The sequence below is a fragment of the Neorhizobium vignae genome, assembly GCF_000732195.1.
Classification (GTDB): domain Bacteria; phylum Pseudomonadota; class Alphaproteobacteria; order Rhizobiales; family Rhizobiaceae; genus Neorhizobium; species Neorhizobium vignae.
In genome coordinates, this window is record NZ_JNNU01000004.1 from 91,178 (window position 1) to 109,834 (window position 18,657).

Below are 18,657 nucleotides of genomic sequence, written 5' to 3' on the forward strand. Positions count from 1 at the left end.
ATCTTAGCTCAGGCTCCTATTAAACTCCCTGCCGGGTCGGCAAACAAGCTGTTCGGGCCGGTTCCACTGATTCGTACCTCGATAATGTCACCGATTTGCGATGTTTTTGCATCAACATTCACAGATTGAAGCCAGGGAGAGCGTCCGATTATCTGTCCTGGCATGCGACCGGGCTTTTCGAGCAACAGGTCGATGACTTTTCCAACGCAGGATTTGGCGAACTCGGCCTGCTGTTTCAAGAGCAGGGCCTGCAATCTTTCGAGCCGCTCCGCCTTCACGTCTTCCGGCACCTGATCGCCAAGATCGGCGCCAGGCGTGCCCGGACGGGTCGAGTATTTGAAGGAATAGGCCTGGGCGTAGTTCACGTCCTCGACGAGGCGCAGCGTGTCTTCGAAATCCCTGTCCGTCTCGCCGGGGAAACCGACGATGAAATCGCCGGCGATGGCGATATCCGGCCGGGCTTCGCGGATGCGCTCGATCAGGCGGAGATATTCGGCACCCGTGTGGCGGCGGTTCATGGCCTTCAGAATGCGGTCCGAACCAGCCTGGACCGGCAGATGCAGATAGGGCATCAGGGTGCGCAGGTTGCGATGGGCCTCGATCAGCCGGTCATCCATGTCGCGCGGGTGGCTGGTCGTATAGCGCAAACGCGCGAGGCCCGGGATTTCCGCCAGGCGATAAAGCAGGTCGCCGAGGCTCCATTCTCCGCCTTTCGGGCCTTCCGCACGCCAGGCATTGACGTTCTGGCCGAGCAGGGTGATCTCGCGCACACCGCCATCGACAAGCCGCCAGGCTTCGTCGACGATCTGCTGGACGGGGCGGGAGACCTCCGAACCGCGGGTATAGGGCACGACGCAGAAGGTGCAGAACTTGTCGCAGCCTTCCTGAACGGTGAGGAAGGCGGTGACGCCGCGGGCGCGGATCTTCGCCTTTTCGGTAACCGGCAGGTGCTCGAACTTGTCCTCGACCGCATATTCGGTGTCGACGACAGGCTTTCCGCCGCGGGCGCGCCTCAGCGCTTCCGGCAGGCGATGGTAGGTCTGCGGGCCGATCACCACGTCGACGGCCGGCGCACGGCGGATGATTTCCTCGCCTTCCGCCTGGGCGACGCAGCCGGCGACACCGATCATCAGCTCCCGGCCTTCGGCAGCGCGCGCCTTCTTCATGTCGCGAAGACGCCCGAGCGCAGAATAGACCTTGTCGGCCGCCTTCTCGCGGATGTGACAGGTGTTGAGGAGGATCAGGTCGGCCTCGCCCATCTCTTCGGTCGGCACGTAACCTTCGCCCGCCAGCGCATCGCTCATGCGGCCTGAATCGTAGACATTCATCTGGCAACCGTAGGTCTTGATGAAGACCTTGCGGGTATTCGAGCGCTGGACCGGCTCTTCGGCGGCCACGGAAAGGGAGACGTGTTCGTTCATGGCTCGCTCCATACCGCAAGAATACCCGGAAATGAAGCGTTTCCTAAAGCGCTTCGTAGTCACGACCCCGCAGATGGCGGATCAGCATGCGCCGAAGCCGGCTCGTCACGGCCATGCTCAGATGCTTGCGGTTGTCGCCGGCGCGGAAATCGACCGTTTCCCCGAAGGCGACGTCCACGTCCAGCGCGCCTTCCTTCAGGACGCCGAGCAGATGCGGCACGAGTTCGATATCGCCAGGCCACGCCGCGATCGGCCGATGATAACGGCCCATCGCCATGCCGTGGACGCGGGTATAGGCGATCGCCACGGGCTGGACATGCACGACGCCCTCCGGCGTGTGCTGGACCGCGGCTGCGGCGGCCCCGAACAATGACGACTTGACCTCCAGAAGCCGGTTGCCGTCGGAGGTGGTGCCCTCGGGAAAGAGCACGACGACTTCGCCGGCTGCCATGCGCTCGGCAATTTCGTTCACCTGATCGCCGGTGCGGCGCCTCTGTTCACGGACGACGAAGATGCTCTTCTGCAGCTTGGCGAGCGTGCCGAAGACCGGCCATTCCGACACTTCCATCTTGGCAATGAAGACCACGTCGGCGATTGCGCCGAGCACCAGAATGTCCTTCCAGGACGCATGATTGCACGCAAGCATCAGCGGCCGGCGGCGATCCAGCGCTCCGTGAACATGAATGCGGATGCCAAGCAGAAAACAGGCGGTCTTATGCCAGTAGCGCGGGATATAGCGGCGGATCTTGAGGTCGAAGGCGAGGCCGAGGAGCTGAAACGGCAACAGGACCAGCGTAACTGCGAAAAGAGCAACGAAAACGAAGCCGATCCGCGCCCAAGTAATCACTTATCATCCTTGTCCAGCGGGATGCCGTAGAGCTCCAGCCGGTGGCCGACGAGACGGAACCCGTGCTCCCGGGCAATGCGTTCCTGCAGCGCCTCGATTTCCGCCGAGCGGAACTCGATGACATTGCCGGTGGTGAGATCGATCATGTGGTCGTGATGTTCCTCAGGCACGGTCTCGTAACGCGAGCGGCCGTCGCGGAAATCGTGACGTTCTATGATCCCTTCGTCCTCGAACAATTTTACCGTGCGGTAGACCGTGGAGATGGAGATACGCGGATCGACCTTGGAGGACCGGCGATAGAGTTCCTCGACATCCGGATGGTCAACGGATTCCTGCAGGATACGCGCGATCACGCGGCGTTGATCCGTCATTCGCATGCCTTTCTCGGCACACAGCTCCTCCAGGGTCTTGGAAAGGTCTGTCATGTCGTTTTGGCCTTCGAAACGTTCCCGTAGAAACTAACGGACTAACGAAGAACGCGGCTCATGACAAGCGCCGTGGATCGCCTCCCGTCCGGCCCGGCATAATAGGCGGGGCGCTCGCCCACTTTCTGGAAACCGAGCTTGCGGTAAAGCTCGACAGCAGGGCGATTCGCCGCCTCCACTTCCAGGAACATGCTCTCCCCGCCGCGCGCCGCGGCCTCGCGCAAGGCCGCCTGCATCAGACGCCAGCCGAGTCCCACCCGGCCGAATTTCTCGTTAACGGCGACCGTCAGGATCTCCGCCTCGCCGGCCGCTTCCCGCGACAGAACGAACCCACCGAGCGGCTTGGAGAAAAACGCATTGGTCTGACGGGCGATGAAACCGAAGACATTTTGCTGCAGAAGCAGGTTCTGGAATTCGCCGTCACTCCACTGACGCGGAAATCGCTGGCCATGCAGCTCGGAGATCTCCAGGCAGTCGCTCGCCTCCATCGGCAGGACTTCGAAATACGGCTTCCAGGTCAGGTAATCGTCGAGCATCGGCGCGGTCTGTACATTCACGAACGGGCAAGGGCAAAACCGGTCTGCGGTTTCGCATCTGGTCCCCGAAGATACAATGGTTTGGGACGTTGCGCATCCGCAGGTTTTTCGGCGGCGATGCGGGCAACGAAGGCGATATCGAAGCGGTCCCGCCCGTCATGGTCTGCAACTCCCTTGCCAAGGGAGTGTTCGGCCCAAGAGCCGGTGATTGGTGCCGAAAGAGACCTGGCGAGTTCCGAAACATCCTCAGGCGAAAGTGCTGCCGGTTGGCTCAGCGCCTCCCCATTGGCGGAAAACGCCTGGGTGTAGACCTCGTTGCGCTTGGCATCCATGGCAACCACGACCGGCTGGCCGGGATGTTCGCCAAGAAACTTGAGCGCCAGAGCCTCGAGCGTGGTCACCCCGACCGATTCCACACCAAGAGCCAAGGCCAGGCCACGGGCGGCGGCAACGCCGACGCGAATGCCGGTGAAGGAGCCGGGGCCTATGACGACCGCGACGCGTTCGACGGCTTTGAGAGGAAGACCGGCTGCAGCGAGCGCTTCGTCGATGACCGACATCAGCCTTTCGGCATGGCCCTTGCCGATCGTTTCGGTGACAGCCGACAGCACTTTGCCCGCGGCGCTGTCATAGAGCGCTGCGGAGCAATCCACTCCGGCGGTGTCGATGGCGAGAACAATCATTCAACGGTGCCGGTGGGCTTAGAGCGCTTCGACGGCCTGCACTTCCGGAACGAAATGCTTGAGCAGGTTCTGCACGCCGTGCTTCAGCGTCGCCGTGGAAGACGGGCAGCCGGAGCATGCACCCTTCATGTTGAGGTAGACCGTGCCGTCCCGGAAACCCTTGAAGGTAATGTCGCCGCCATCCTGGGCGACGGCCGGGCGGACGCGGGTTTCGAGCAGTTCCTTGATCGTCGCGACGATCGTTTCGTCGTCCTCGTCGAAGAACTCACCTTCCTCGTCGGATGCTTCAGCAAGAGTGGACGTACCGCCCATGACCGGCGCGCCGGACATGAAATGCTCCATGATCGAGCCGAGGATCGCCGGCTTCAGGTGCTGCCATTCGGCGCTTTCCTTGGTGACGGTGATGAAGTCGTAACCGAAATAGACGCCGGTGACGCCGGAGATGCCGAACAGGCGCTCGGCCAGCGGAGATGCTTCCGCCTCGCCGGCGTTGCGGAAATCGGCGGTGCCTTTATCCATGACGACTTTGCCAGGCAGGAACTTCAGGGTCGCCGGATTGGGGGTGGCTTCCGTCTGAATGAACATCTCGTCTCTCCTGGGGCACGGCGCCCCTCGCAAATTTAGAACTCTTCAAAAGAAGATAAGCCGTATCAGCTTTTCGTTCAAGTGCTCCTTTGCCTGCGCAAGATCAAGTCCGCAATCATGCCAGCGCGTCAATTTCCTCGGCCGTCAGCGTGTCGGGCAGCACGGTGACGGGAATCGGGAAGGCGGCAACGGCGGACACCAGGGGTCCCGGCCCTTCCTTGGTGGAGCCGGCCGCCAGGACGAGGACCGCGATATCGCGGTCTTCCTCGACCAGCTGGATGATCTGTTCGCTGGCGTTACCTTCGCGGATGACGATTTCCGGATCGATGCCGATCGTCTCGCGCACCTTCTGGGCGGTCTTGGCCATTACCGCATCCGCCTCTTCGCGGGCCTCAGCACGCATGATCTGCTCGACGCCCAGCCACTGCTGGAAATCGCCCTCGGGGATGACGAAAAGCAGGACGAGACCGCCGTTAGAGTTCTTGGCGCGGCGCCCCGCGTAATGGACCGCCTTTTCACATTCCGGGGTGCCGTCGATGACCGCCATGAACTTGCGCCGGTGCCCTTCAAGCCGCGAAAGCCGTTTCGATACCATGCCGCCCCTCCTTCGCACGTAGACGACCCAAGCAGTCGTGATGCGGAACTTATACCAACCGAAAAAAATGAAAACCCGCCACGAATGTCGTGACGGGTATGCAATCTTTGCGTGACTCTAAGGGCGCCGATGATCTCAACGCAGGAAACCGACGATGTCGAAGACGTCTCCCATGACCTTTTCGGCACGGGCGCGGGCGCGCTCGCCGCCATCCTTGAGGATGGCATCGATATGGGTCGTGTCGTCCATCAGGCGGCGCATCTCGGACGTGATCGGCGAAAGCACGTGCACGGCGAGATCGGCCAGCGCCGGCTTGAAGACCGAGAACTGCTGGCCGCCATATTCGGCGAGAACGTCGGCCTTGCTCCTGTCGGCAAGGGCTGCATAGATGCCGACCAGGTTGTCGGCTTCCGGGCGGCCCTTGAGGCCTTCGAGTTCGCTCGGCAGGCCCTCCGGATCGGTCTTGGCCTTGCGGATCTTCTTGGCGATCTCTTCCGGATCGTCCATCAGGTTGATGCGCGACAAATCCGACGGGTCGGATTTCGACATCTTCTTGGTGCCGTCACGCAACGACATGACGCGGGGCGCCGGCCCCTCGATCAGCGGCTCGACCAGCGGGAAGAAACCATGGATCGGCTCCTCGCCGACGACCATGTCGACGCCGGTGCCGGCGGCGCGGATCTTCTCCTGGAAGTCGATGTTGAACTTCTGGGCGATATCGCGGGCGAGTTCCAGGTGCTGCTTCTGGTCGTCGCCGACCGGCACGTGGGTGGCGCGATAGACGAGAATGTCGGCAGCCATCAGACTCGGATAGGCGAGCAGGCCGAGCGAGGCGTTCTCGCGGTCCTTGCCGGCCTTGTCCTTGAACTGGGTCATCCGGTTCATCCAGCCGATGCGGGCGACGCAATTGAAGATCCAGGCGAGTTCCGCATGCTGCGGCACGGCCGACTGGTTGAAGACGATATGTTTCTTCGGGTCGATGCCCGAAGCGATGAAGGCGGCGGCGATCGAGCGGATCTGCCCCTTCAGATCGTCATGGACAAGCTGGGCGGTGATCGCATGCAGGTCGACGACACAATAGATGCAGTCGTTGTTTTCCTGCAGCGCGACGAACTTGCGGATCGCACCGAGATAATTGCCGAGATGGAGATTGCCGGTCGGCTGAACGCCGGAAAAGACAAGCGGCTTGAAGCTGTTCATATCGTCCTCGATTAGGCTGGTGGAGGGCCCCAGACCCGAAGGGTCATGTTGCTAACGCGCGGGCTTATGCACGGCGAAGCGCGGAGGATCAAGAGCATCAGCGAGCCGCGTGTTCAATCAGATCCCAGGTGTTGCCGTAGGGATCGGCAAACACGGCCACCGAGCCGTAGATCTCGTGCCGCGGCTCCTCGATAAAACGGACGCCCTTGGCGGCCATGGCGGCATGGTCGCGGGCAAAATCGTCCGTCTTCAGGAAGAAGCCGACCCGGCCGCCGGTCTGGTTGCCGATCGCAGCCTTCTGCGTGTCGGTGGCGGCCTCAGCCAGCAACAGGGCCGCGCCCTCGCCGCCCTTCGGCTTCACCACGACCCAACGCTTGCCCTGCGGCTGCACGCTGTCCTCCAGGCAATCAAAGCCGAGCACTCCGCAATAAAAATCCTTGGCCCGGTCGTAGTCATCGACGATCAGCGCCACGAGAAACAGCGATTGGACGGGCATGCGAAAGCTCCGAATTCGAGTGATTAGGCCGCCCGCATATTGCCGGCCGGGGCGGTTTTGGCGGAGCGAGGAGCTCCATTCAGGAGGTCTCGCGAAACACTACAGCGACAAAAGAGCGGTCCACATATCATTCGAGGTAGGGCTGCGAAATGCCTACCTCATTAGGGGTACAACTCCTAAGTCAATACGCCTAAAGGCAAAATTTTTCTCCGGCCACCCCCGAATAGATTAATGAATGTTAGTCTTTTAGGCAGCCAAAATCCTATTTCTGAGCAAAAGTCTCCTTATTCGCGCCCCTTTTGGAAAGGAAATACCCAAGCGCACCACGGTTAACCGGTCATGAACGATACGGTCTCATCTCGGGGGATATCATGCGCATCTTATTTCGCGTCGCGCTTACCTGCCTATTGGCGCTAGGCCTCAACGTCACTGCCGAAGCTGGCGAAAGCCAAAAGCGAAGAAGCACTTCCTTCAAGCACGATTATTCAGCCTTCTTCACCGTGCAGCGGATCAGCGTTCGCACGAGCTGCTTTCCGGAAAAGCTGGGGGCCATCCTTGCGCATATCGCGCGCGAGACCGGCCGTAAGCCGATGGTCACGTCCGGCCACCGGCCGCATTCGGGCAGGTCGCAGCATAGCCACTGTTATGCGGCGGATATCCGCGTACCGGGTGTATCGGAACGAGCAATCCTCGCCGCTGCGGCCAGCGCACCCGGCATCGGCGGCATCGGCCGCTATTGCAACGGCATCGTTCATGTGGATGTCGGGCCGAAACGCCGGTGGGCATATTGCGGGCGCCGCAAGCGGGGTTAGGCCTTCGGCTTCCGCTTGATGTTCCGGCGTATCATGCCGATGTCGGCGCCGCCGATCAGGAAGGCGCAGGCGAAATAGACGACCATCGCCAGGACAAGCAGGCAGGAGAGTGCCGTGACCTGGTGGATCAGCAGGGCATCCGGGGTCAGCCACGGGCCGGCATGGCGGAGCGCATAGATCAGCGCTGCGGACATGATCGCGGTCGAGACGAGCAGCAGCGCCGTACGCTTCGCGAGTGCCCATTCCCACGTGAGATGGCCGCGCCAGACGAGGGTCGTGAACAGCAGGATGGTATTTGTCCAGCCCGCCGCAGCCTCGGCAGTCGCGATGCCGCGCTCGGCGATCAGCGGGAAAAGCGAAATCGCCAGGCCTGAATTGATGACGACCGAGAGCATGGTGAAACGCATCGGCGTCCTGGTGTCCTCGCGGGCATAAAAACCGGGCTGCAGCGCCTTGATCAGCACGAAGCCCGGCAGACCTATGCCATAGATCGCGAGGATGGAGGCGACGACCGAGGTGTTTTCGGCGGAGAAGGCGCCGCGCTCATAAAGCACGCGGATGATCGCGTCCGACAGGATCCAGAGGCCGGCGGCGGCCGGAAGCGTCAGGAACAGCACAAATTCGATCGAGCGGTTCTGGGTATTGGCGGCGTCCTTGAGATGCCCGCCCTTCAAGGCACGGGCAAGTTCCGGCAGGAGCACGACGCCGACGGCGACGCCGACCACCCCAAGCGGAAGCTGGTAGATGCGGTCGGCATATTGGAGGGCGGCGATCGCGCCTTCCTTGCCGGACGCGATCGCCTGGCCGATGATCTGGTTGATCTGGGTGATGCCGCCGGTAACGGCCGCGGGCACCGCGAGCACGAGGAGGCGCTTGACGTTCGGCGTCATCTTGGGGCGGCGGAAGCCGATGTTGATGCCGGCATGGCGCACGCCGGCATAGACGACGGCAAGCTGCAGGATGCCGGCGGCCAGCACGCTCCAGGAGAGATACCAGGCGATGGTCAGCGGATCGGCATCGACCCAGAGGCCGTAGAGCAGCGCCCCGATCATCACCACGTTCAGGAAGACCGGGGCAATGGCGGCCGCAAAGAAGTGATGCAGCGAATTGAGCATGCCGCTCATCATCGCCGTCAGCGACATGCACATCAGATAGGGAAACATCACCGCCGCAAGGCGGACAGTGATGGAGGTCTTTTCGGGATCGTCGGCGAAGCCCGGTGCGATGATCCATTCCACCAGCCATGGCATCATCAGTTCCATTATGATGGTGATGATCATCAAGGCAGAGAAGAGAACGCCGAAAACCTCTTCCGAAAAGCGCTTGGCGCCCTCGACGCCGTTCGCCTCGATCTCTTTCGAAAACAACGGCACGAAGGCGGCGTTGAAGGCGCCTTCGGCAAACAGCCGGCGGAAGAGGTTCGGAAAGCGGAAGGCGGCGTAGAAAACGTCGGCCATCGGGCCGGTACCGAGTGCTGCGGCCATGAAGGTCTCGCGCGCAAAGCCGAAAATCCGGCTGCCGAGGGTCGCTCCGCCGACTGTCGCGAATTTCCGAACAAGGCTCATTGGGCGAGGCTCATCGCAGGGGGCTCACATGCTTGCCTTGGACTTGCGGGGCTGGGGCGCTAGGTCCGGATTGGGAGCCGGGGCGATGATGCCCGTCGGCATGCCGCTTCTCAGTTCATCCTCCTGCTCGGACATCACAGCCTTCAGCCGCGCTGCGATATTGCCCTGGCGGTTCTCGTTCACGACCTTCTGGCCGACAAGATCGGTGACGTAGAAGGTATCGATGACCTTTTCGCCGAAGGTGGTGATGCGTGCCGAATGGATGTCGAGCGAGAGATCGGCGAGCACGGCGGTGATATCCGCAAGCAGGCCGGTGCGGTCGAGGCATTCCACCTCGATGACCGTGAACTTGTTCGACAGGCCGTTCGAGAGAATGACCGACGGCGGAATGGTGAAGGTCTTGTTGCGCTTGCGGGACTTGGCGCGCGTCGCAATGACTTCCGGCAGGCGCTTCTTGCCCGACAGCACGTCCTCGATCATCCGGCTGATCGTGCCGGCGCGGCGCAGTTCGTCCTCGTCCACCGGGAATTCCCGGTTGATCAGAATGGTGTCGAGCGCCCGGCCGTCCGAGGTCGTGAAGATCTGTGCGTCGGCAATGTTGGCGCCCGCCGCGGCGCACGCGCCGGCGATGATCGACAACAGCCGCGGATGGTCCGGCGCCAGGACGGTGATCTCGGTGATGGCGTGGAAACTGTCCGTCCTCACCATGGTGGCGAGCGCCTGGCCTGCCTTGTCCGTGTCCCGGAGGAATTTCGTGTGACGGATCTGGTCGTCCAGCGAGACCGACAGGAGGTAGGGCTGGTAGTGGAGTTTCGAATAGGTCCGACGGTCCTTGGCGCTCCACTCGGCCAATGCCTTGAAGAGCTCCTCTTCGGCCAACTTGGCACGCTCCTTGCGCGACACCTCGGAGAAACCGCCCGAGAGCAGCAGTTCGGTCTCGTAATAGAGCGTGCGCAGCAGCTGCCCCTTCCAGCCGTTCCAGACGCCCGGGCCGACGGCACGGATGTCGCAGATGGTCAGAATCAACAGCAGTTTCAGCCGGTCCATCGACTGCACCTTCTCGGCGAAGTCGGTGATCGTCTTGCGGTCGTGCAGGTCGCGGGTCTGGGCCGTCATCGACATCAGCAGATGCACTTCGATCAGCCAGACCACGAGCTCGGTCTGCTTGGCGTTGAGGCCGAGACGCGGGCAAAGTTTTCGCGCGATGCGGGCGCCGGCGATCGAGTGATCCTCCTGCCGACCCTTGGCGACGTCATGCAACAGCACGGCGACGTAAAGCGCCTCGCGCTCCTCGACACTCGGCATCACCTTGTTGGCGAGCGGGTGGATATCGGCAGCCTTGCCCTTGTCCACTTCCGACAGCGCCTCGACCGAGCGGATCAGATGCTCGTCGACCGTATAGTGATGATACATGTTGAACTGCATCATCGCGACCACCTTGCCGAATTCCGGAATGAAGCGGCCGAGCACGCCCGCCTCGTTCATCCGGCGCAGCATCAACGCCGGGTCGCGCCGCGAGGTCAGCATGGAGAGGAACAGCCGGTTCGCCTCTTCGTTCTCGCGCACATCGTTGTCGATCAGCGCCAGCGAACGGGTCATGCGCTTCAGGGCATCCGGATGAAGCTCCAGCCCGTTGATATCGGCCACATGGAAAAAGCGGATGATATTGACCGGATCTCGCTTGAAGACATTCGGATCGGCAAGCGTGATGCGGCCTCGGTCCACGACGAATTCCACGGTGCCGGGGATCTTGTTGAGACGTTTGGTGAAGCGGGAGATGACGCGGTTGGTGATGCCGGGTGCCGCCTTCGCCTGCTGCTCCTCCAGCGCGGCGCAGAGAATGCGGGTCAGATCGCCAACATTCTTCGACACGAGGAAATAGTGCTTCATGAAGCGCTCGACGGCGGAGAGGCCGGGGCGCGAGTGATAACCGAGGCTCTCGGCGATCTCGCGCTGGATATCGAAGGAGAGACGTTCCTCGGCCTTGCCGGTCAGAAAATGCATCTGGCAGCGCACCGCCCAGAGAAAGTCGTCGGCCTTCTCGAACGAGCGCGCTTCCTCCCGGGAAAGAACGCCCACCTTGACGAGTTCCGTTGTTTCGCGAACCCGGTAATAATATTTGGCGATCCAGAAGAGGGTGTGAAGATCGCGCAGGCCGCCCTTGCCTTCCTTGACGTTCGGCTCGACCAGATAGCGCGTATCGCCGGCCTTCTGGTGACGGTTGTCGCGCTCGGCAAGCTTGGCGGCGATGAATTCAGGACCGGTATCGGCAACGATTTCCTTGTCGAAACGGCTCTCGAGGTCGGTCACCAGCGCCTCGCGGCCGCAGATGTAGCGGCTTTCGAGAATGGCGGTGCGGATCGTCATGTCCGTCTTGGACAGCCGGATGCATTCTTCAACGGTGCGGGTCGCATGACCGACCTTGAAACCCATGTCCCACAGCACATAGAGCAGGAACTCGACGGCCTTGCGCATGGTCTCGGTATTTCGGGGGGGCAGCAGGAACAGGAGATCGATGTCCGAACCAGGGGCCAGCGTATCGCGGCCGTAACCGCCGACGGCCGCCACGGCGATATCCGTGCCCTCGCTGTAGAGACCTTCGGCAATCGTCTCGTAGAGAACGCGAATCAGCTGGTCCTGGAGCCAGGAGATGCGGCGGGCGCAATTCAGCCCGCTACCGTCCTTGGAGAGAAGCTGGCGGGCCTTTTCACGGCCCTCGACGCTTGCTCGGCGCAGCAACGGCAGAAGTGCCGCCCGCAATTCGAGCTGAGGGCGATCCTTGTCCTTGACGATCGCCCTGCAATCGGCCCGAAGACGGGCCACGTCGAGAAGTTCAGAAAAATCGATGTCGTGTATGGCCATGTTATCCTGCCGGTGCCCGGCCTGCGGGGGGAGGCTATAATCTTTTTGAGGCACCTTGACCAACGATTATCATCATCGGACGTTTCAAAGTTGTTGCTTCCCGCTTTGAAGTTCAAGGCCGTGTTTTTATCGCACCGCCGTCTTGTGCGGTCCTTGCCTCGGCTCTCCATTGCTTGGGGCTCATGCCCGTCACGCGGCGGAATTCACGGTTGAAGTTCGACTTCGTCGAAAAGCCGACATCCAGCATGATCTGGATCACCGTCCGTTCGGTCTCCCGCAGGAGGCGGCAGGCTTCGGCGATGCGGCGATCGTTGACGAATTGCGAGACATTCAGCCCCGTCGCGCGATTGATGGCGGCCGAAACCTCACGGGCGGGAAGCCTCGCCCTGCGGGCAAGCTTCGCAAGGCTCAGGTCTTCGCTGCGGTAGAGTCCGTTCTCCTCCAGCGCGGTCTCGATGCGAGAGAGCGCGACCCTGCATTCTTCCCTCGGTTCCATCGAAGGGGAAGCTGCAGCCGGTTTGGCCGACGAAAAATCGGGTGAAAAATAGTAGACGATCACAGCTGCTATCGCCGCCAGATTCATGATCGTGACAGCCAATGGCACATCGCCCGCGCCGTGGATACTGGTGTAGACGGCCAGCGAGGCATCGCTGAGGGCGAAGAACAGCATCAGGCCGGCGGTCAATCGGGCGGCGCGCAGAGCCGGTCTCATGCGCGGAAGCGAGGCTTCCGCCATCACGTCCGCGCCGCCTAGGAGCGTCAGGCGCCAGAGCGCGATGCCGTAGCCGAAGAAGATCACCAGCAACAACGGATCGACGAGATCGCGGAGGAAACCGATAGCGGCGGCGACAGCCAGGGGCGGCAGGATATGCAGCCAGGGCTTTTCGAGGGGTTCGTCCATCAACGCGCGGAACGCCAGGAAGGCAAGCGGCGGCATGATCGCAGCGGTAATCGGCTGAACCGGCGCAAGCGCCTTGACGCCGTAACCGAAGTGCAGGCCGACGATCACACCCTGCAGGGCATAGAGAACAAGGAAGGCGAAAAAATAACGACGCGAGCCGGGCGCGTCGACACCCTTCAGGCTACGGTAGAGCGTCAGCGCGAAAACAAGGCCGGCAAGAAAAGGCAGGGGAACGGACAGCACTGGGAGCCCCGGTGAAAACGGCCTGAATCATGATCTTGAAGGCATTAACACGTTCCGGGCCGAAATGACCATGCGGATCAAGGGTTCCCGAAAGGCGACCCCGGCACGATCCCTCATCGTGGATAGCGCAGGATCGCGCACCCACAGATCTTGCCGGAACGTCAGGCCTTCAGCTGCTTCTTCAGCGCATAGAGCGCGTCCAGAGCATCGCGCGGAGTCATGTCGTCCGGATTGAGGGCCCTCAGCGCGTCCTCGACTTTGGACGGCCCGGCGCGTTTCGCCTCTTCGCGGCGGACCGCGACCTGGAAGAGCGGCAGGTCGTCGATCAGCTGGCTTGCCGGGTTCTTGCGGTCGGAATCCTCGAGCTTGGTCAACACGTCGCGGGCACGGGCGACCACCGAGTCGGGAAGACCCGCAAGCCGCGCGACCTGGATGCCGTAGGAACGATCGGCAGCGCCTGGGCCGACTTCGTGCAGGAAGATCACCTCGCCATCCCATTCCTTAACCCGCATCGTGGCGTTGGAAAGCCGGTTCAGCTTTTCCGAAAGCACGGTCAGCTCATGGAAATGGGTGGCGAAGAGGCCGCGGCATCTGTTCGCCTCGTGCAGGTGCTCTACCGCCGCCCAGGCGATCGACAGACCGTCGAAGGTCGCGGTGCCACGGCCGATCTCGTCGAGGATGACCAGCGAACGGTCGCTCGCCTGATTGAGGATCGCGGCCGTTTCGACCATCTCCACCATGAAGGTGGAGCGCCCGCGGGCCAGATCGTCCGACGCGCCGACGCGCGAAAAAAGCCGGTCGACGATACCGATATGGGCCGACGTCGCCGGCACGAAGGACCCCATCTGCGCAAGGATGGCGATCAGCGCGTTCTGGCGCAGGAAAGTCGATTTACCGCCCATGTTCGGGCCGGTGAGCAGCCAGAGCGCACCGAACTCGCCGCCATTATGCGGCGAGAGATCGCAATCATTGGCGATGAACGGGCCGACGGACTGTCTGCGCAGCGCCTGCTCGACCACCGGATGGCGGCCGCCTTCGATCGCAAACATCCGCGAGGCGTCCACGATCGGACGGCGATAGCTCCACTCATCGGCGAGCATGGCAAGGGCCGCCGCGACGTCGACCACCGCCAGCGCCCGGGCGCCGGCCTTGATCGCCTCCGCCTCCGAGGTCACCGCTGCGACCATCCTGTCGAAGGCTTCAAGCTCGATGGTCAGGGCCTTGTCGGCGGCATTGGCGATGCGGCTTTCGAGATCGGCAAGTTCCGTCGTCGTGAACCGCATGGCGCTCGCCATGGTCTGGCGGTGGATGAAGCGCGCCTTGCCTTCCGGCGTATCGGTCATCGTGCCGGAATTTCCGGCCGTCACCTCGATGAAATAACCGAGCACGTTGTTGTGCTTGATCTTCAGCGACTTGATCCCGGTCTCCTCGGCATATTGGAGCTGGAGCGCGGCGATGACCCGGCGCGACTGGTCGCGCAACGCCCGCACCTCGTCCAGTTCCGAATGAGCGCCATCGGCGAGGAAGCCGCCGTCACGCTTGAGGAGCGGCAGTTCGTGCGCCAGCATGTTGCCGAGCATGGATTCCAGATGAAGCGGCAAGGCCTTCAGATCGCGAAGCGCCTGCCCCAGTTCCTCGGGCAGCATGGCCCGGTCAAGGAAGGCCGCGACACCGCGGGCCGCTTCCAGCCCCTGCAGGATACTGCCGAGATCACGCGGGCCGCCGCGGTCGAGCGCCAGACGCGACAGGGCGCGCGGCATATCCGGCACGTGCTTCAGGCCGGAGCGCAGTTCACTGCAGAGCGATGGCTCCTCGAGCAGGAAGGAGATGGAATCGAGACGCCGGTTGATGCGGTCGGGATCCGTCAGCGGCGACATCAGCCGTTCGGCGAGCAGGCGAGCCCCGCCGCCGGTTACCGTGCGATCGATCGCCTTCAGAAGCGTGCCTTCACGCTCGCCGGACAAAGTCTTGGTCAGTTCCAGGTTGCCGCGGGTCGCCGGGTCGATGAACAGCGTCGAGGCGCCGCTTTCTCGCTCCGGGCGTCCGAGCGGCGGCCGTTCCGCGATCTGGGTCTTTTCCACATAGGCGACGGCCGCCGCGGCAGCAGCCAGTTCCGCGCGGGAAAAATTGCCGAAACCATCGAGCGTGCCGACACCGAAATAGCGGGTAATGCGGCCCTCCGCACTGGCGCTGTCGAAGAGCACGGACGGCTGCGGAACCGCGACCTTGCCGAGCACGTCGAAGACGGGCTTCAGTTCGGCGTCGTGAAACATCGTATCCGGCAGGATCAGTTCACGCGGTTCGATGCGCAGGATATCGGCGAGCAGCCGGGACTGATCGGTCTCCGCCAACCGGAAGACGCCGGTGGAGATATCGATCCAGGCGAGCGCCAGAAGCGGTTCGGCGGCCCCCTTGATGCGGGCAAGCGCCATCAGGTAGTTCGACTCGGAGGGTGAGAGGAGTTTTTCCTCGGTAATCGTGCCCGGCGTCACCAGCCGGACCACGTCACGCTTCACCACCGATTTCGAGCCGCGTTTCTTGGCCTCCGCCGGGTCTTCCACCTGTTCGCAGACGGCGACGCGGAAGCCGAGCGAGATCAGCTTCTGCAGATAGTCGTCGGCAGCGTGAACCGGCACGCCGCACATCGGGATTTCGCGGCCGAGATGCTGGCCGCGCTTGGTGAGCGTGATGCCAAGCGCGCGCGACGCATCGACGGCATCCTCGAAGAACAATTCGTAGAAATCGCCCATGCGGTAGAAGAGCAGCGAACCGGGATTGTTCGCCTTGATCTCGATATATTGCTCCATCATCGGCGTCGCCGAGGCGCGGCTTTCCTCCGAGGCAAGCTCGGCCGTATTCAGGGCGTCGATGGGGAATCTTTCAAACTGGGTCACGGAACCGATTTTTTGTTGCGCGCTGGAACTTGCGACACTATCGATGAAGACACCTGAAAGACAACATCTGCCGCGGCCTAGAGGACGGCTGCCCACAAAAAGCTGGAGGAGACATGCCTGCCAAGGACAAGGCCACGGAGAAGGCCGCACGTTCGCGCGCTTCCGTAACCGAACAGGAAGCACTCGATTTCCATTCGGAAGGCCGCCCCGGTAAACTCGAAGTGGTTCCTACCAAGCCGATGGCGACCCAGCGCGACCTGTCGCTGGCCTATTCGCCGGGCGTTGCCGTGCCGGTCTTGGCAATCGCCGCAAACCCGGCAACCGCCTATGACTACACGACGCGCGGCAACATGGTGGCCGTCATCTCCAACGGCACGGCTATCCTCGGTCTCGGCAATCTCGGGGCGCTCGCCTCGAAACCGGTGATGGAAGGCAAGGCGGTCCTGTTCAAGCGCTTCGCCGACGTCGACTCGATCGACCTCGAGGTCGATACCGAAAACGTCGACGAATTCATCAACTGCGTGCGCTTCCTCGGCCCCTCCTTTGGCGGCATCAATCTCGAGGATATCAAGGCGCCGGAATGCTTCATCATCGAGAGCCGCCTGCGCGAGCTGATGGATATCCCGGTCTTTCATGACGACCAGCACGGCACTGCGATCATCGCCGCCGCCGGCCTGATCAATGCGTTGGAGCTGACCGGCCGGGACCTCAAGACAACCAAACTGGTCTGCAACGGTGCCGGTGCCGCGGCGATCGCCTGCGTCGAACTCATCAAGGCGATGGGCTTCAATTCGGAAAATATCATTCTCTGCGACACCAAGGGCGTCATCTACCAGGGCCGTACCGAAGGCATGAACCAGTGGAAGTCCGCCCACGCGGTGAAAACCACCAGGCGGACCCTGGAAGAGGCCATGAAGGACGCGGACGTCGTGTTCGGTCTTTCCCAGAAGGGCGCCTTTACCGAAGAGATGATCCGCTCCATGGCCGACAGGCCGATCATTTTCGCGATGGCCAACCCCGATCCGGAAATCACGCCGGAAGAGGTCGCCCGCATCCGCGACGACGCAATCATGGCGACCGGCCGTTCGGACTATCCGAACCAGGTCAACAACGTACTCGGCTTCCCCTATATCTTCCGGGGCGCACTCGACGTTCGGGCCAGCCAGATCAACGACGCGATGAAGATCGCAGCCGTCAAGGCACTCGCCAATCTCGCCCGAGAAGACGTGCCTGACGATGTCGCCGCCGCCTACCAGGGCAACCGCCCCCGCTTCGGCGCGCAATACATCATCCCGGTGCCCTTCGATCCGCGCCTCATCTCGGCGATCCCGGTCGCCGTTGCCGAAGCGGCGATGGAAAGCGGCGTTGCCCGCAAGAACATCACCGATCTTGCCGCCTATGGCCGCGAGCTCTCCGCCCGCCGCGACCCGATCGCCGCGACGACACAGGGCATCTACGAGCGTGTGCGCCGCTTCCCGAAACGCGTCGTCTTTGCCGAGGCCGAAGAAGAACAGGTCATGCGCGCGGCGATTTCCTTCACCAACCAGAAGCTCGGCACTGCCATCCTTCTCGGTCGTGACGACGTTATCCGCGCGACGGCGGAAAAGGCCGGCATAGATCTCGACCGTCCCGGCATCGAGGTCGTCAATGCACGCCTCTCCAATCGTGTCGATGCGTATATCGACCACCTCTATGCACGCCTGCAGCGCGAAGGCTTCCTCCATCGCGATGTCCAGCGTCTTATCCATAACGACCGCAACCATTTCGCCGCGACCATGGTCGCGATCGGCGATGCGGATGCGATGGTGACCGGCACGACCCGCAATTATGCGACGGCGCTCCAGGACGTCCGCCGCTGCATCGATCCGAAGCCGGGGCACAAGGTGATCGGCGTATCGCTGGTGATCGCGCGCGGCCGGACGATTTTTGTCGCCGACACGGCTGTCCACGACATGCCGAATGCCGAGGATCTTGCTGACATCGCCGTCGAAGCCGCCCGCGTCGCAAAGCGGATGGGTTATGAGCCGCGTGTCGCACTCGTTGCCTATTCGACGTTCGGCCAGCCGATCGGCGAACGGTCGGAACGGGTTCGCGAAGCGGTCAAGATTCTCGACCAGCGCCGCGTGGATTTCGAGTATGACGGCGAAATGGGCGCGGACGTGGCGCTCAACTCGCACCGGATGGAGCAATATCCGTTCTGCCGGCTCTCGGGTACAGCCAACGTGCTGGTCATGCCGGCGATCCATTCCGCCTCGATCTCGACCCGCATGCTGCAGGAACTCGGCGCCTCGACGGTGATCGGCCCGCTGCTTGTCGGTCTCGACAAGTCGGTGCAGATCACCTCGATGGGTGCGAAGGACAGCGACATCGTCAACATGGCGGCAATCGCGGCCTACAACGCCGGGACGTGAGTTTCCTGTAAACGAGGTACCGGTGGACCGAGCTTCCGCCCCGCATGCTCTATCGGGTCCTGGTCGAAAATGGTTTCGGTGAATTGGCGGTGACAGCCTCCCATGCGCTGGAGGCTGACTCGCTTCAACAGAGCACGCGTTCGACCGCATCCTTATCGCGCAAGCATGAGCGAAGGCATGT

At 62.3% G+C, this 18,657-nt stretch carries 15 protein-coding genes; 2 read left to right on the top strand and 13 right to left on the bottom strand.

Going from position 1 to position 18,657, the window contains the following annotated elements; all coding sequences use genetic code 11:
- Nucleotides 1-8 precede the first annotated feature (8 nt).
- The 9 genes from miaB to GQ59_RS07355 form a co-directional block, all read right to left on the bottom strand.
- Nucleotides 9-1,421, bottom strand: a complete 1,413-nt coding sequence (gene miaB, locus GQ59_RS07315; RefSeq protein WP_037080226.1) for a tRNA (N6-isopentenyl adenosine(37)-C2)-methylthiotransferase MiaB — start codon at nucleotides 1,419-1,421, stop codon at nucleotides 9-11.
- A gap of 43 nt (nucleotides 1,422-1,464) precedes the next feature.
- Complete coding sequence (gene olsA / locus GQ59_RS07320; RefSeq protein ID WP_037079416.1) at nucleotides 1,465-2,268, bottom strand: lyso-ornithine lipid O-acyltransferase; 804 nt, start codon at nucleotides 2,266-2,268, stop codon at nucleotides 1,465-1,467.
- Nucleotides 2,265-2,693, bottom strand: coding sequence for a Fur family transcriptional regulator (locus GQ59_RS07325; protein WP_037079419.1), 429 nt, complete (start codon nucleotides 2,691-2,693; stop codon nucleotides 2,265-2,267). Before GQ59_RS07325 ends, olsA begins: the two co-directional genes overlap by 4 nt.
- Before the next feature lie 41 nt (nucleotides 2,694-2,734).
- On the bottom strand, nucleotides 2,735-3,229 hold the full coding sequence (locus GQ59_RS07330) for a GNAT family N-acetyltransferase (RefSeq protein WP_037080229.1): 495 nt from the start codon (nucleotides 3,227-3,229) through the stop codon (nucleotides 2,735-2,737).
- Nucleotides 3,230-3,246: 17 nt separating this feature from the next.
- Nucleotides 3,247-3,912 (bottom strand): tRNA (adenosine(37)-N6)-threonylcarbamoyltransferase complex dimerization subunit type 1 TsaB, encoded by a 666-nt coding sequence (gene tsaB / locus GQ59_RS07335; protein ID WP_037079422.1) that lies wholly within the window; start codon nucleotides 3,910-3,912, stop codon nucleotides 3,247-3,249.
- Between the two features lie 18 nt (nucleotides 3,913-3,930).
- A complete protein-coding gene (locus GQ59_RS07340) occupies nucleotides 3,931-4,497 on the bottom strand; it encodes a NifU family protein (RefSeq protein WP_037079424.1) in 567 nt (188 codons plus the stop codon).
- 115 nt (nucleotides 4,498-4,612) lie between these two features.
- Nucleotides 4,613-5,092: a universal stress protein gene (locus GQ59_RS07345; RefSeq protein ID WP_037079425.1), complete on the bottom strand. Its 480-nt coding sequence runs from the start codon at nucleotides 5,090-5,092 to the stop codon at nucleotides 4,613-4,615.
- A 135-nt stretch (nucleotides 5,093-5,227) separates the two neighbouring features.
- Nucleotides 5,228-6,292: a tryptophan--tRNA ligase gene (trpS, locus tag GQ59_RS07350; protein WP_037079427.1), complete on the bottom strand. Its 1,065-nt coding sequence runs from the start codon at nucleotides 6,290-6,292 to the stop codon at nucleotides 5,228-5,230.
- 97 nt (nucleotides 6,293-6,389) lie between these two features.
- Nucleotides 6,390-6,788 (bottom strand): VOC family protein, encoded by a 399-nt coding sequence (locus GQ59_RS07355; RefSeq protein WP_037079432.1) that lies wholly within the window; start codon nucleotides 6,786-6,788, stop codon nucleotides 6,390-6,392.
- 371 nt (nucleotides 6,789-7,159) lie between these two features.
- Between GQ59_RS07355 and GQ59_RS07360 the strand changes: the two genes are divergently transcribed.
- The gene (locus GQ59_RS07360) at nucleotides 7,160-7,600 is read left to right on the top strand and encodes a peptidoglycan L,D-endopeptidase MepK (RefSeq protein ID WP_037079434.1); all 441 of its coding nucleotides are present in this window, start codon (nucleotides 7,160-7,162) and stop codon (nucleotides 7,598-7,600) included.
- On the opposite strand, the gene murJ is transcribed toward GQ59_RS07360, so the two are convergent.
- The 4 genes from murJ to mutS all read right to left on the bottom strand — a co-directional run bounded on the left by murJ (nucleotide 7,597) and on the right by mutS (nucleotide 15,981).
- Nucleotides 7,597-9,165: a murein biosynthesis integral membrane protein MurJ gene (gene murJ, locus GQ59_RS07365; RefSeq protein ID WP_037079438.1), complete on the bottom strand. Its 1,569-nt coding sequence runs from the start codon at nucleotides 9,163-9,165 to the stop codon at nucleotides 7,597-7,599. The genes GQ59_RS07360 and murJ overlap by 4 nt on opposite strands.
- Nucleotides 9,166-9,189: 24 nt before the next feature.
- On the bottom strand, nucleotides 9,190-12,027 hold the full coding sequence (locus GQ59_RS07370) for a [protein-PII] uridylyltransferase (RefSeq protein WP_037079441.1): 2,838 nt from the start codon (nucleotides 12,025-12,027) through the stop codon (nucleotides 9,190-9,192).
- A 112-nt stretch (nucleotides 12,028-12,139) separates the two neighbouring features.
- The gene (locus tag GQ59_RS07375) at nucleotides 12,140-13,171 is read right to left on the bottom strand and encodes a helix-turn-helix domain-containing protein (protein ID WP_051903860.1); all 1,032 of its coding nucleotides are present in this window, start codon (nucleotides 13,169-13,171) and stop codon (nucleotides 12,140-12,142) included.
- 161 nt (nucleotides 13,172-13,332) lie between these two features.
- Entirely contained in the window at nucleotides 13,333-15,981 is a 2,649-nt protein-coding gene (gene mutS, locus GQ59_RS07380; protein ID WP_244447935.1) for a DNA mismatch repair protein MutS, read from the bottom strand.
- A gap of 197 nt (nucleotides 15,982-16,178) precedes the next feature.
- On the opposite strand from mutS, the gene GQ59_RS07385 reads away from it, so the two are divergent.
- Nucleotides 16,179-18,476, top strand: coding sequence for an NADP-dependent malic enzyme (locus GQ59_RS07385; protein WP_037079446.1), 2,298 nt, complete (start codon nucleotides 16,179-16,181; stop codon nucleotides 18,474-18,476).
- Nucleotides 18,477-18,657: the final 181 nt, after the last annotated feature.